Source organism: Mycobacterium sp. (assembly GCF_019243155.1).
Lineage (GTDB): Bacteria > Actinomycetota > Actinomycetes > Mycobacteriales > Mycobacteriaceae > Mycobacterium.
In genome coordinates this window covers 1-14900 of record NZ_JAFAUS010000055.1, presented here as the reverse complement: position 1 = coordinate 14900, position 14900 = coordinate 1, and the positions used below count along the sequence as shown (strand labels likewise).

Annotated in this window: 8 protein-coding genes; 4 read left to right on the top strand and 4 right to left on the bottom strand. The window is 63.6% G+C overall.

Annotated features, from left to right (window positions below; all coding sequences use genetic code 11):
• Positions 1 to 6354: non-ribosomal peptide synthetase (locus JOZ00_RS02925; protein WP_293339381.1), on the bottom strand; the 6354-nt coding region annotated here is incomplete at its 3' end.
• A 767-nt stretch (positions 6355 to 7121) separates the two neighbouring features.
• On the opposite strand from JOZ00_RS02925, the gene JOZ00_RS02920 reads away from it, so the two are divergent.
• From JOZ00_RS02920 to JOZ00_RS02905, 4 genes are all read left to right on the top strand, one after another.
• Positions 7122 to 7886: a 1-aminocyclopropane-1-carboxylate synthase gene (locus JOZ00_RS02920; RefSeq protein WP_293339378.1), complete on the top strand. Its 765-nt coding sequence runs from the start codon at positions 7122 to 7124 to the stop codon at positions 7884 to 7886.
• A gap of 506 nt (positions 7887 to 8392) precedes the next feature.
• The gene (locus JOZ00_RS02915; RefSeq protein WP_293339375.1) at positions 8393 to 9430 is read left to right on the top strand and encodes a fatty acid desaturase; all 1038 of its coding nucleotides are present in this window, start codon (positions 8393 to 8395) and stop codon (positions 9428 to 9430) included.
• Positions 9431 to 9596: 166 nt separating this feature from the next.
• The gene (locus JOZ00_RS02910; RefSeq protein ID WP_293339372.1) at positions 9597 to 10043 is read left to right on the top strand and encodes an SRPBCC family protein; all 447 of its coding nucleotides are present in this window, start codon (positions 9597 to 9599) and stop codon (positions 10041 to 10043) included.
• Complete coding sequence (locus JOZ00_RS02905; protein ID WP_293339384.1) at positions 10040 to 10591, top strand: TetR/AcrR family transcriptional regulator; 552 nt, start codon at positions 10040 to 10042, stop codon at positions 10589 to 10591. Before JOZ00_RS02910 ends, JOZ00_RS02905 begins: the two co-directional genes overlap by 4 nt.
• Here the strand turns inward: JOZ00_RS02905 and JOZ00_RS02900 are convergent.
• The 3 genes from JOZ00_RS02900 to nrdE form a co-directional block, all read right to left on the bottom strand.
• On the bottom strand, positions 10588 to 12132 hold the full coding sequence (locus tag JOZ00_RS02900) for an NAD(P)/FAD-dependent oxidoreductase (RefSeq protein WP_293339369.1): 1545 nt from the start codon (positions 12130 to 12132) through the stop codon (positions 10588 to 10590). The genes JOZ00_RS02905 and JOZ00_RS02900 overlap by 4 nt on opposite strands.
• A gap of 147 nt (positions 12133 to 12279) precedes the next feature.
• Positions 12280 to 13017, bottom strand: coding sequence for a TetR/AcrR family transcriptional regulator (locus JOZ00_RS02895; protein WP_293339362.1), 738 nt, complete (start codon positions 13015 to 13017; stop codon positions 12280 to 12282).
• A 70-nt stretch (positions 13018 to 13087) separates the two neighbouring features.
• The coding region (gene nrdE, locus JOZ00_RS02890) for a class 1b ribonucleoside-diphosphate reductase subunit alpha (protein ID WP_293339359.1) at positions 13088 to 14900 on the bottom strand (1813 nt) is incomplete at its 5' end.

The following is a 14900-nucleotide window of genomic DNA, read 5'->3' as shown; positions in this document are numbered from 1 at the left end:
GTCCAGCAGCTGCGTGACGTTACGGTGCGGCACCGCAACACCTTTGGGCGTCCCGGTGGTCCCCGAGGTGTAGATGATGTAAGCGATGTCATCGGCGGCCGGTGCCGGCAACGCGGTGTCGGGCTGAGTGCTTATCGCCGGATCATCGATGTCGATGACCGGCAGCGCCATGCCGTCCAGCCGGGACCGCACGTCGGCGGTGGTGACCACCGCGATCGGCGCCGAATCACCCAGCACGAACTCCATCCGCGCCCTCGGCACCGTCGGGTCCACCGGCACATACGCCGCACCGCTCTTCAACACCGCCAGGATCGCCACCACCGCCTCGGGCGTACGCGGAAGCAACAGCCCCACCCGCGCCCCCGGGCCCGCACCGTGAGAAATCAGCAAGTGCGCCAAGCGACTAGCGGAATCATCTACCTCGCGGTAAGTCCACGACCGATCCCCATAGCCGATTGCCACAGCCTCTGGGGCGCGGACCACCTGAGCGGCGAACAATTCAGGGATGGAGACCGCGGACATCTCCGGCTCGGCCAGCATCGCCCGGTTGCCCCACTTGTCGAGGCGGTCGTGCTCACCTGGGTCGAGTAGATCGATCGACGACACCCGCCTTACGGGATCGGCGATCATTGCTACCAGGACCCTCTGCAGCCGGTCGATCAGCGCGTCAATGCCGGCACGGTCAAATGCATCCGAGTCGAATTCGACGCGCAGTCTCAGTAGGTGGCCCGGCGTCGCCACTACTGAGAGTGGGTAATGGTTGAATTCGCGGCTGTCGAACGCGGTAATCGTCAGGTCCTGGGCGCCCAGCAGGGCGTCGGCGTCGATCGGATAGTTCTCGTACACGAAGAGCGTGTCGAACAGCTGATCGTGACCGGTGACGCGGTGAATCTCGGGCAGAGGCAGGTGCTCGTACTCGAGGGTGTCGTTGTGGACGCGCTGCAACTGCTCCAGCAGATCCGCGACAGTGGTCCTGATGGTGGTGTCGGCACGCACCGGCACCGTGTTGATCAGCAGGCCCACAATCGATTCCGAGCCCGCCAACTCCGTCGGCCGACCCGAGACCGCGGTTCCGAACGCCACATCGTGCTGGCCGGTCAGCCACATCAGCAGCTGCGCCCAGGCGCCCTGCAGCACGGTGCTCACAGTCGTGTGGCAGGTGCGGGCCAGCTCGGTCAGACCCGCGGTGGTCTCGGCGGACACCTGGAAGAACGCGACATCGCGTCGCCCTACCTGGCCAGGCTTGCCCACCAGTGTCGGAATCTCGAAACTCGCCATCACGCCGCGCCAAACCCCTTGTGCGACAACGCGATCCTGCCTATCGAGCCAGGTGACAAAGCTGCGGTACGACGGCGCCGCGGGCAGCCGTTCGCCGTAGTAGCTGCCGAACATCTCCTTCATTAGGATCGGCAGCGACCAGCCGTCCGCCACGATGTGGTGAATGGTAAGCACCAACCGGTGCCGGTCTTCTGCGGTGCGAATCAACGCCACCCGAAACGTCGGCTTGCTAGCAAGGTCGCACACCGCGGCGCGCTCGGCCGCACATAGTCGCTCAATCTGCTGATCGGCGTCGCCGCCAACGGGCTCCAATTCAACTTCCTGCCAACCGATTACCGGGTTGGCCGGGATTACCTGCACCGGCTCACCGAAGTCTTCGCAGAACCGGGCCACCAGGTTTGGATGCCGATTGACGACCGTCTGCACAGCCTCGCGCAGTCGATGCACATCGAGGGCGCCGTTGATCGCGACACCGAGCTGCACGGTGTACAGGTCGTCCAAACCCGGCGCGAAGCTCGTGTGGAACAGCAGACCCTGCTGCACCGGGGTCAGCGGCAGCACGTCCACGACGTCGCCCTTCGAGCAGAGTTCGTCGATCTGCTGCCGGCTGAGCTGGGCCGGGGCGATGTCGGACGGAGTGAGCCCGCCCCCACCGGCTTTCACGTGCGCGCAGATCCCGGCCAGAGCCTCAAACCACAACTGGCTCAGCCGGCTGACCTGCTCGACATTCAGCGCTGAAGGCGCCCAGGTCCAGTTGGCCTGTAGATGCGGCCCGGTCTCCGTGTCTATGGTGCCGGCATTGAGCTCCACGGTGTGCGCCAACGGCAGGGGCACGGCGGCAGCCACACCCGCAAACGACAGACTGTCCTCGTTGATCCGCCACAGCTCGCCGGGCAGGTCGGCGCCCGCACTGAGACGACCCAGGTAGTTGAACCCGATCGTCGGGTCCGGCCCGCCCAGGTCCGTCTCGGCGTTGAGGTAGCGCAGCAGGCCGTAGGTCAGGCCGTCGGGCAAGGCGCGCAGCTGCTCCTTGGCGTCCTTGATCAGAGCACCCAATGTGGCCTCACCCGCGACCACCTGCGCCCACGGCCGGCCACTGACCGTCAACGCGACCGGGTACTTGGCGGTGAACCAGCCCACCGTGCGCGACAAGTCCACATCGGGAGCCAGCTCTTCGTGGCGCCCATGTCCCTCGACGTCGATTCCGATCGGCACACCCGCGGCGGTGCCGAGAAACTCCGCGAACGCCAAACCGAATGCAACCAGCAGGATGTCGCCGACACCGGCGTGAAACGCGGCCGGCACCTCGCCCAGCAGCTGGCGGGTGGTCCCAACATCCAGCGATACCGACAACTGGCCGGCGGATTGATAGGTGTCCGCGTCGGGTTGCACCGCCGGCAGCGCAGCCGGTATTGCCGCCACCTGTCGCCAGGTCTCGGCGTGCGCCACTACCTCGTCGCGGCGCGCATGCCCGGCCAGCAGCTCCGACCACCGCGCAAACGACGTCCCGCCCGTCGGCAATGCCACCGGCTGCCCATTGTGATGCTGGGCCCAGGCAATGTTGATGTCCACCAACAAGATTCGCCACGACACCCCGTCTACAGCCAGGTGATGAACGATCAATGCCAGCTGGCCGGCGGACGTCGCCCATATCGCGCTCAGCATCAGACCTGCCGCCGGATTCAACCTCGACCGGGCACGCACCAGCGCCTCATCCGACAGCACATCGACGGTATGCAGGCATGCGCGCGCATCCACCGACCCGGCTTCGGGTGCCTCGAGCGACCAGCCGCCGGCGCCGTCATCGTCGACGCGCAGCCGCAAAGTGGCATGGCGATCGAGCAACGCTTGCAGGACGACCGCCACGTCGGCCTTGGTCACGCCGGCCGGGGCGCCGACCACCACGGTCTGGTTGAACTCGTCGATCGGGCCATCGACGCGGTGCAGCGAGCGGATGATCGGGGTGGCCACCACCGGTCCGACCCCCTCGTCGATGACGCGGGCCTCGTCATCGGCCACCGTCGCGACCCGGGCAAGGCGCCCCACCGTCTGTTCGACGAAAATGTCACGCGGACGGCACATTACGCCGGCCGCCCGTGCGCGGGCCACCACCTGCATCGACATGATGCTGTCGCCGCCGAGGTCGAAGAACGAGTCATCGGCCCCGACGCGCTCGATCCCGAGTACTTGGGCGAAAATGTCGGCCAGGATTTTCTCGACCGCGTCGGCCGGGGCCCGGTACTCACCGGCGGTGAATTCGGGTGCGGGCAAGGCGCGCTTGTCAAGTTTTCCGTTGACCGTCAACGGAATCGCCGGCAGCACCACCACCGCGGCGGGGACCATGTAGGCGGGGAGCCGATCAGCCAGCGCCGCGCGGATCTCGGCTGGGTCGGCGGTACCGGTGATGTAACCCACCAACCGCTTGGTGCCGGGACGGTCCTCGCGGGCGACGACCGCCGCCTGGTCCACCCCATCCAGCGCAGCCAGGGCTACCTGGATTTCACCGAGTTCGACGCGGTACCCGCGGATCTTGACCTGCTCGTCGGCGCGGCCCAAATGCCGCAGCTGCCCGTCCGCACCCCAGCACACCAGGTCGCCGGTGCGATACATGCGTATCCCGGGCTCACCAAACGGGCATGCGACAAACCGCGACGCGGTCAAACCAGCACGCCGCACGTATCCGAGGCCCACACCGCGCCCGGCCAGGTACAGATCACCGACCACCCCTGCCGGCACCGGCTGCAGCCACTTGTCCAGCACGAACATTGCCGCTCCGGGTATCGGCGACCCAATCGGCACCAGACCCTGCCCCGGCGTCAGCGGCGTACTCATCGACGCACACACCGTGGCCTCGGTAGGGCCGTAGGCATTGATCATCACCCGGCCGGGTGCCGCCCACCGATCCACCACGTCGGTCGGGCAGGCCTCACCGCCCACCACCAACGCCGTCGACTCCAGCCCCTCCGGTGAAAGCAGCGCCACTGACGACGGAATCTGAGTCAGCACGCTGACCTTCTCCGCGACCAGCAACGCGTGCAGATCGTCCGGGGAGCCGGCCACCGACTCGGGCACCACCAGCAGTCGCCTACCCCGCAGCAGCGCACCCCAGATATCCCACACCGATAAGTCGAAGGCCGAGGAGTAGCACTGCGCCCACACCCCGCCTGGCGGCAGGCGCTCGTCGAGCGCATCGATCAGCCACGTGACGTTATGGTGTGTGATGGCTACGCCTTTGGGTGTCCCGGTGGTCCCCGAGGTGTAGATGATGTACGCGACGTTGTCGGGGGCCGGTGTTGGGAGTGGGGTGCTGGGTTGGGTCTTGATGGCGGGATCGTGAGCATCGACGACCAGGAGGTCGGAAGCGTGGAGCCGTGAACGCAGCTCGGCCGTGGTGATCACCGCACTCGGAGCGGCATCGGCGAGCACGAACTCCATCCGCGCCGACGAGTGCGCCGGGTCGACCGGCACGTAAGCCGCCCCGGTTTTGAGCACCGCCAGCATCGCCACGATCGCGTCGGCGCAGCGGGGAAACACCAGCGCCACACACTGCCCCGGGCCAATCCCGTGTCCGGCCAGAAGATGCGCCAACCGGTTCGCGGCTTCGTCGAGTCCCCGATACGTCATGGCTTGGTCAGCAAACGTCACCGCTGCCGCCTCAGGGGTGCGCTCGGCATGCTCGGTGAACGCCATCGGAATCGACACCGGCGCGGTTACCGGCTGGGCTAACACGGCGCGGTGCGACCACCCATCAAGCCGGGCGTTCTCATCCTTATCGAGGAGTTCGATCGAGGAGATCGGCCGCTGAGGATCGGCAGTCATTTCCACCAGCACCTGCTGCAGACGTCCCGCCAGGTAGGAGACGTCAAAGCTCGCGAACGGCTGTCCGTGGCCCGCCGTGCTGAGGAACAACTGGTCACTCGACCCAATGAAGAAGAGCCCGAAGTGATCGGCGGGGCCGTTGTTGGTGTATGTCGCGGTTGCCGGAGCGCCACCGAGAGTCAGGGTGAGTCGGGACGGGATGAAATTGATGCCCACCCTATTCGCTGCCTGTGCCAGGTTGAGAGAGCCGCCTTCGCCGTCGAGCTGGTGCACCGGAAATCGCTGATGCTTCAACAATTCCCGTATCTTTGTGTCGACGTGCTGACAGAAATGGGCGACCGTTGTTTCCGGTGACGTCTGCAAGACCAGCGGCACAACTCCGGCGAGCATCCCCGGGAGCGTCTTCGACTCCGGACGCACCCGCCGGCTGACTGGGAAATCCAGCGCCACCTCTGAACCGCTTCCCGACCATGCATGCACCAATAGCGCGCACGCCGCGGTGGTCACCGAATAGCGACGGATGCGCAGCTTTTTGGACAGTTGATGCATGCGGCCGACGGCGAAAGCATCCAACTCAACTGACACCGGCGGCCCACCGGGGTCTTGGTCGACCGTGGTGTTGGGCAGTTGATAATCCTGTCCGCCTTCCGGCGGCAGGTTCTTAATCCAGTACGCTTCGTCTTCCAGATAATCGGTGGACGCTTCGTATCCCAACTCGAGATCAACCAAGTCCCGCGCCGAGCCGAAATAGGCGTCAGGAACAGGCGTTTCAGCAGCGATTGCCGAATAGACGGTTGCCACCCGCCGCGACATCAGCGCCATGCCCAAGCCGTCTAGAACAATGTGGTGGCAGCAGCCGAACAAATAGAATTCCTCGGCCTGCGTCTGGAACAGCGCGAATTTGAGTAACTGGCCGCTCAACGCCATTGGCGTCCGCTGGATGCAGGAGGCCCTCCGGTGGACTTCCCGGACGGGATCGGGTGAGCCGACCAGGTCATCGAACTCGAGCTCGACATGCGCGTCATTGATCGGCTTCTGTATCACCTGGCCATCAATCTCGAAGAACGAAACTCTGCTCGGTTCGGCCTCCGCGACCGTTTGGCGGATCGCCCGCTCGAGGACATCACGGTCTATCGTGCCCTCGATTTTTATCAACAGACCGAGCTGCCACTCCGTACCGGCATAGCCCGATTCCTGCGCGAGCCAGATGTCTAACTGTCCGCGTGTCAGCGGTAGCGCCAGGCCATCACGTCCCACCGACTCCCCCAAAGCTCACTCATCACGCTCGTACCCCCGGTGATTACCGATCAAAACCCATCAACCGCCCGTCGCGCAGGCTGTTCGGCCGAATGTCCGGCCAATTCCTCTCCGACATCCCCGTAGGAGCACTCGCTGCCGAGCTGGATCATCGGCGAACGTCGGCGACAGGCCATGTTGCCCTTCACCGTTCACCGAAACGAAAGCTGCTGTACCAGTCGGCATGAGCTCGCAGGGCTCGCACCGTTGCTTCGGGTGTGCCGTGAAGAACATCGGCTCCTTTGGCTGAGGCCCTCCGGCAGCCCGCTCCGATATTCGAACTCGACTGGTGAGCAAGCGAATTGAGACCGAGATCGAAGCACGAACCGGTTCCGGAGGAGAGTTTCCTGACGCCGAACGAGCTGGTGATCGACTGGAGATGCGGGCGCGCGACATGTCCGCAGCGCTGATCGCGAACGAGCGCAGCCCGCGCCCCCGCGAACCTTGCCCCGGCCGGGCTGGGGCCGAATAAAGCCATGCGATCCACGCTGCTTTGAAGGCACTCGGCGGCCGTCTACAACCACCATGGCGAACTGGCCCCAGTGCTGCTCGATCGGATCGACAGCTTGTTTGAGCAAACGGGCACCCTGCCGCCCGCGTCGGCGTTAAGCTCATCTTGAGATGGAGGGGATTTACTGCCAGCGATGCGCCTGATCTCGGGCGATCAATGTAAGCGCAGTTGGCGGTAGGACGCGGGAATCGAGTTTTGCCGTGGGGGAGATGTGTCGATGACACGACGATCGGACTATGTATTCACTGAACTGGGCCATCACACTGACGCCTGGGTCACGGTAATACAACGGTACCTTGATTTTCTTGTCCAGGGCGACGGCCGAAAAGCTCATTGTCCATTCACCGAGACGATGCTGGAAAAGCGCCAGTTCTTCTATGATACAAGCGACCTGCTCCTGGACGAGGAAGAATTTTTCCGGACGATAGCAGAGCTGCGTGAATTTCACGCTAGGCAGCCGGACCGTTATCTGGTCGTCGGGGTCGCATATCAGAATGAAGAAAATTTCTCTGAAGCAATCGCCACCGAAGGCGAAGTGTGGCGGCAGAAAATGAGACTTGAGCTCATAGCCGCCGGCCTGACGATCGCTTGGACTCATCCGAAAAATCCAATCGGCACCCATACGGATCGCAATAAACCTGCCGAACCTCTCTGGGTAAGCGATATCCCGCTCCTCATGCTCCGAAACCTCGACAAGGGCGACGAGCCATTCATGCTGAGCGCCAGCTCCAAGAGAGCGTTTGTGCTGGGCATGAGGTATCACGAAACAATACCCATTGCGATACGTCCTGCTCCGGTGAGCCCGCAGCTGGAACCGCACTACAAGCTGAACGTTCTGGCGAATCTCATGAGTCATGTTCGGCTTTCTTCCGTCAGATCGGTCTCGGCCGATTTGGGCGGAAAACTTATGACGGTATTGAAAAGCGGAAAAACTTGCGCGCATGCGTGGAGCCCCGAACTCGCGGTATCGGAAGCCGTATGAAAAGGCCGACTTTCGATCCCCTACCTTTTGACTAGCAGAAAGTCCGAGTCACCCGAAGCTAAGAACTTGAGGCCAGGAAAGCTAATAACTTTAACTACCGGAGGGCGCACCAGAGAGCAACGATGTGGAAGTCCAAGTGAACGCTGCTTTCCGACGAGGAACCCTGCAATATCTACCCTGGTAACCATCTCAGGCTAGGCACTCGACTAAGACTGCGCTGCAAGTAGGTTGAGAGCGCGTCTAACGGAAACCGCGTAAAAGGCCATCCTCAACGGCCGGACCACTCTGGCCGAAACTAACCGACGCCGAAGTCACAGCCGCAGTTAATCGGGCAGCGCCCGCTGCCCGCTTAATTGAGTCGCACGCTGCGTTGCTAACAAACCTACATGTGAAATCGACAAAGAGTTGTCACTCAAATATGTATTACAAGCAAAGTCGAAACAAGGGTGGTACCAAATGGCTTTTTATGCCGTGCCTCGGCCTCGGGTTCCTAGCCGGGGGCTGTGGTGACAACAGTCGAGATGCCTGGCGCCGACGAGCGAAAATCACTCGACACTGCAGAGTTGGCTGCAATCCCGCGAGGCTTCCCCCCTCCCAGGTTCGCGCGGCCGAGCATTGCCCTGCCGACCGTGCTGGTCTGGCTGGGCTCGTTTGTCGCGTGGTGGACGGCGACGGCAGCGGTTCTCTACGGAGTGAGTCGCTGGTGGCTGGTGGTCACCATCGTCGTCCAAAGTCTCGTAACGTTTTCCATGTTCACCGTGTTACACGAATCGATTCACCACACTGTCGGTCGGCCAAATTGGGTTAACCAGGTTTTCGGCCGCTTGTCGATGCCGTTCGTCTCGTTGTTCGGCACATTTCCTATGCTCGCCTATACGCATCTCGCGCACCATCGCAACACCAACGAGAGTATCTACGACGATCCGGACGCATGGAGCATCACAGGCCCGCGATGGCAACTGCCGTTGCGCTGGTTGACGATCGATGCCTGGTACTGCCGCTTTTACCTAGTGCGCCTGCATCGCCGCCCGCGCAAGGAGGTCCTGGGGTTCGCGGTCCACCTCTCGATGGCCCTTGCCTTCGTGACGACCATGCTGATTCTCGGCCACGGGCCAGAGTTGGTGCTCATCTATTTCATCCCGCAGCGGCTCGGCATGGGCCTTCTCGCGTGGTGGTTTGACTGGCTGCCTCATCACGACCTTGTCACCATAAAGACCAATCGATTTCGGGTCACGCGAGTTCGGGTCGGCTGGGAGCGCGTTCTGTGTCTGTTGTTGATGTATCAGAACTATCACCTGGTCCATCACATCCATGCTGCGATCCCGTTTTATCTATACGTCAAGGCATGGCGGTCCGCAGAAGCTGACTATCTGGACCGAAACGTGCCGATCACCACTGCGTGGGGGCAGGAAATGACTCCCACGGAGTACCGCGCATGGCGGGAGGTCACGTCGCTGCGGGATCGGTGCGGATCGCGGTCAACGCACCGCCTGGATCGGTGGGTATTCGGCCGGCGGCGGCCAGGGTCTGTTTGCCGTCCATGATCGTGATGGCGCATCATCGGTGAGCGGCGGCACGAATTGCGTGATGCCCGAACCGGTTTGAGTCTCGAGGTAGTGGTTGACGGCACCGCGGCGACGCCGGGCGAAACAGGTCACCACCATCGGATGGGCCTGTTCAGAAGGCAACACATCATGTACCATTTGGTACATGCTCACTAAGGACAGTATCGAGATCGACGCGCCGCCGCAGCTAGTGTGGGACGTCTTCAGCAATGTCGAGGGCTGGCCCGAGTGGACTGCCTCGGTGACATCGCTTGCCGGACTGGATGGTTCGACGCTGGCCCTCGGCAGGCGATTCGCGATCAAGCAACCCGGCATGCAGAAGCTGAAATGGCAGGTCACCGAGATCGATCCGGGCTCGTCATGGACCTGGGTGCAGCGCTCCCCCGGCGTGAACGTCGTCGCGCGCCACTATGTGACCCCTCAACCCGGCGGCCGCACTCTGGTGCGCCAGGAATTGGACCAGGGCGGTTGGCTCGGCGCGCTCGTCGGCAAGATGATGGTCAAGAAGTCGAAGCGCTTCCTCGAGCTGGAGGCCAGAGGCCTCAAGGCCCGGTCTGAGCAGCTCAGCCGCGCCGACGGGGCACACTCCTGACTGACTCGCAACGGCGTCGGGAGTTGCTCGACGCCCTGATCGAGGAGTTCGCGGCCGGGGGCATCGGCGACCGCTCGCTGCGCGACGTGGCGGCGGCTGTTGGCACCAGCCATCGAATGTTGTTGCATCACTTCGGGTCCCGTGAGGACCTACTCTTGGCCGTCGTCGAGGAGGTCGAGCGGCGCCAGATGGGGCTGCTGACCGAGCTGCCGAAGAATCCGGCCGACAGCTTCGCCGCGATGTGGGACGACCTGCGCCGGCCCGAGCTTCGCCGGCTGGAACGGCTCTTCTTCGAGTGCTATGCCCGCGCCGCCCAGGGCGAGAAGCCGTTTGCCCGGATGGTGCCCGGCGCCGTCGACGGCTGGCTTGCCGAGGTCGAAACTGTCGCCGGCGGCCCGATCGACCGGGCTAAGGTGCGGCTCGGACTGGCCATCGCGCGTGGCCTGCTGCTCGACCTCGTGGCCACCGATGACGAGACCGGCGTCAACGCGGCGGCGAAGGTCTTCACCGACCTCTTGCGGGCCGCCGATGGTAGCGAAAAGGGTTAGGACGCAGCCGCTTTGATGCGACCGGTGCGCGCACCGGTGCCGACGCCGTAGAACTGGTACTCCGACGGTTTGACCGAACGGGTTGCACGCCAGTACTCCCACGTGTAGCCGCCCCACAGCACGGTGTTCTTGCCATGCTCGTCCAGGTACCAGCTGCTGCAGCCGCCGCTGTTCCACACCGACGGGCCCAGCCTGCGCTGCAACTCGTCGTTGAACTTGTCCTGCGCGGCGCGAGTCGGGGCCAACGCCTGGGCGTCCAACCGGTCGCACTTCTCGATCGCGTCGGCAACGTAGCGGATCTGGGATTCGATCATGAACACCACCGAGTTGTGTCCCAGCCCGGTGTTGGGTCCCAGCAGGAAGAACAGGTTGGGCACGTCGGCGATGGTGATGCCGCGGTGGGCCCCGATGCCCTCGCGGTTCCACCGGTCCACCAGGTCCTCGCCCTTCTGTCCCTTGATCTGGACGTAGGTGTAGGAGTCGGTGACGTGAAAGCCGGTACCGAACACGATCACATCGACCGGCCGCTCGGTGCCGTCGGCGGTGACGATCCCGGTGGGGGTGATGCGCGCGATGCCGTCGGTGATCACTTCGGTCTTCGGGTCTGCCACCGCGCCGTAATAGGTGGAGGAGTTAAGGATTCGCTTGCAGCCGATGCGATACTTCGGGGTCAGCTTGCGACGCAGTTCCCGGTCCTTGACCGAGCGGCGGATGTTGTACTTCGCGTAGGCCTCGATGAATTTCAGCGCGTTCGGCCGCTTGGTCATGCCGAACGCCAGCGCCTCCTGACCCCAGTAGATCGCGAGGCGCACCAGCGCGCGCAGCCCGGGGACGTTCGCCATGGCGCGACGCAGCGCCACCGGGAGCTCGGGGTTGGAGCGCGGCACCACCCACGGCGGCGTGCGCTGGTAGAGCTGAAGCTCGGCGACCTGCCCGACGATCTCGGGAACGATCTGAATGGCGCTCGCGCCGGTTCCGATCATCGCCACGCGCTTGCCGGTGAGGTCGACGGTGTGGTCCCACTCCGCGGAATGGAAAGCGGGGCCCTGGAATTCGTCACGGCCCTCGATGTCGGGGGTGGACGGGATGTGGAGGGCGCCCGCGCCCGAGATCAGAAACTGCGCGACGTATTCGCGGCCGTCGGCGGTGAACACATGCCAGCGGTGCTCGGCGTCGTCCCAATGGGCACGATCGACAAGCGAATTGAATACGATGTAGCGGCGCAGCCCGTACTTTTCGGTGACTCCCTTGAGGTAGTCCCAGATCTCGGGCTGATAGGAGAACGGGTTCTTCCAGTCCGGTTTGGGCTCGAACGAAAACGAGTAGAGGTGCGACGGAATGTCGCAGGCGCAGCCCGGGTAACTGTTGTCCCGCCAGGTGCCGCCGACGTCGCCGGCCTTCTCCAGGATGACGAAGTCCACGCCCTTCCTCTGCAGCGCGATCGCCATGCCCAGACCGGAGAATCCGGTGCCGATGATAAGGGCCCGGGTGTGTACCGGCTGCTGCGCGGTGGCTTCGGGCTGAGTGATAGCAGTGGTCATCGTGGTCTTCCTACTCAAGGCCGGTGTCGGGCGGCGTAGCCGACGCACCTTCAGCCGTTGACGCCGAGCTGACGCGAATACCCAGTACCCAGGGTATCGGTTGGGACGAGTGTTATCGACAGCTGGGGCGATGTCAACGCGGTCGCGTTAGCTGGCAGCGGGATTGCTCGGCATCACGTTGTGAATCGGCTGGTCGGGGTCCATGGTGATGCCCAGGGCCTCGGCGGTGCCGACGAGGACCCCCATCATGATCGTCGTCAGGTGGTTGACGAACTGGTCGCGCGGCATGCGGCGGGGACTGTCGGGTTCGGGGCCCAACCACCATTCGGTGGCCGAGGCCGCCGATCCGAAGGCCGCGTGACCGGCGAGTTCGATCGCCGCGTGGTCCAGCTCCATCTCGCGCAGTTCCTGGTCGAACAGGTCGGCCATCGCCAGGGTGATCCCGCGGCCTTCGTTGAGGATCTCCGGGGTGGCTGACGAACGGCCCTCGATGAACACCCGCAGCACGTTGGGATGCTGGTCGACGAGGTTGACGTACTCCGCGACGCTGCGCCGGATCACCTCGCGCGCCGAGTCGGTACTCAGGTTGAGCGACGGGAAGATGGCCGCCCACAGCATGTCGCGTAGCCGCTCGCCGATCGCCTGGAACAGATCCGACTTGTCGTGAAAGTGCCGGTAGATCTTCGGTTTGGCGGTGCCGGCCTCTTCGGCGATTTCGCGCACGCTCAGCTCCGGACCGAGCCGGTCGATGGCCCGGAACGCGGCGTCGACGATTTCACCGCGAACCTTCTTGCGGTGCTCGCGCCAGCGTTCGCTGCGCGCGTCGACCTTGGCCCCAGGCTTGGCGCTGGGGTGGGGTCGAGTGGGCCGAGGCATTCTCACCACCTCAAGCACCTTACCCGGTCGCGGTCGCTGACCTGGGCGAACTGCGCGGACAGCGATCCGGCGCGCAGGCCTACAGCATGCAGGAGACGCAGCCTTCGACTTCGGTGCCCTCCAAAGCCATCTGGCGTAGCCGGATGTAGTAGAGCGTCTTGATCCCCTTGCGCCAGGCGTAGATCTGCGCCTTGTTCACCTCGCGGGTGGTGGCGGTGTCCTTGAAGAACAGCGTCAGCGAAAGCCCTTGGTCCACATGCTGGGTGGCCGCGGCATAGGTGTCGATGATCTTCTCGTACCCGATCTCGTACGCGTCCTGGTAGTACTCCAGGTTGTCGTTGGTGAGGTACGGCGCCGGGTAGTAGACGCGCCCGATCTTGCCTTCCTTGCGGATCTCGATCTTGCTCGCCACCGGGTGAATCGAGCTGGTCGAGTAGTTGATGTAGCTGATCGACCCCGTCGGCGGCACGGCCTGCAGGTTCTGGTTGTAGATGCCGTGCTGCTGCACCGACTCCTTGAGTCGCTGCCAATCCTCTTGCGTCGGAATGCGAATGCCCGCCTCGGCGAAGAGCTCCCTGATCCGCGGGGTGGCCGGCTCCCACGGCTGCTCGGTGTACTTGTCGAAGAACTCGCCCGACGCGTACTTCGACTTCTCGAAGCCGCCGAACTTGCTACCCCGCTCGATCGCGATGCGATTCGACGCGCGCAGCGCGTGGTAGAGCACGGTATAGAAGTAAATGTTGGTGAAGTCGACGCCTTCTTCGGAGCCGTACAGAATCCGCTCGCGTGCCAGGTAGCCGTGCAGGTTCATCTGGCCGAGGCCGATCGCGTGAGACTCGTTGTTGCCCTGCTCGATTGAGGGCACCGACCAGATGTGCGTCTGATCGCTCACCGCCGTCAGCGCCCGGATCGCCACCTCGATGGTCTGGGCGAAGTCCGGCGAATCCATCGTCTTGGCGATGTTCAGCGACCCCAGGTTGCACGAAATATCCTTGCCCACTTTGGCGTAGGACAAGTCTTCGTTGAAGACCGACGGCGTGGACACCTGCAGGATCTCCGAGCACAGGTTGGAGTGGGTGATCTTTCCGTCGATCGGGTTGGCCCGGTTCACCGTGTCCTCGAACATGATGTAGGGGTAGCCCGACTCGAACTGCAGCTCCGCGAGCGTCTGGAAGAACTCGCGCGCCTTGATCTTCGTCTTGCGGATGCGCGCGTCGTCGACCATCTCGTAGTACTTCTCGGTCACCGAGATGTCGGCGAACGGCAGACCGTAGACCCGCTCGACGTCGTACGGCGAGAACAGGTACATGTCCTCGTTCTTTTTGGCCAGCTCGAAGGTGATGTCGGGAATCACCACACCCAGGCTCAGCGTCTTGATGCGGATCTTCTCGTCGGCGTTCTCGCGCTTGGTGTCGAGGAACCGGTAGATGTCCGGGTGGTGCGCGTGCAGGTACACCGCGCCCGCGCCCTGACGGGCTCCGAGCTGGTTGGCGTAGGAGAACGAGTCCTCGAGCAGCTTCATGATCGGGATGACACCCGAACTCTGGTTCTCGATGTTCTTGATCGGGGCGCCGTGCTCGCGAATGTTGCTGAGCAGCAACGCGACTCCCCCACCACGCTTGGACAGCTGCAGCGCCGAGTTGATGGAGCGACCGATCGACTCCATGTTGTCTTCAATGCGCAGCAGAAAACAGCTCACCGGCTCGCCGCGCTGCTTCTTGCCCGAGTTCAGAAACGTCGGGGTTGCCGGCTGGAAGCGGCCGTCAATGATCTCGTCGACGAGCTTCTCGGCCAGGATCGTGTCGCCGGCGGCCAGCGTCAGCGCGACCATGACCACGCGGTCCTCGAAGCGCTCCAGGTAGCGCTTCCCGTCGAACGTCTTCAGCGTGTAG

Bases quoted from the DNA above. Each gene is read 5' to 3' on its own strand.
- JOZ00_RS02920 (WP_293339378.1), top strand. From the start codon at position 7,122: ATGACACGACGATCGGACTATGTATTCACTGAACTGGGCCATCACACT.
- JOZ00_RS02910 (WP_293339372.1), top strand. From the start codon at position 9,597: ATGCTCACTAAGGACAGTATCGAGATCGACGCGCCGCCGCAGCTAGTG.
- JOZ00_RS02900 (WP_293339369.1), bottom strand. From the start codon at position 12,132: ATGACCACTGCTATCACTCAGCCCGAAGCCACCGCGCAGCAGCCGGTA.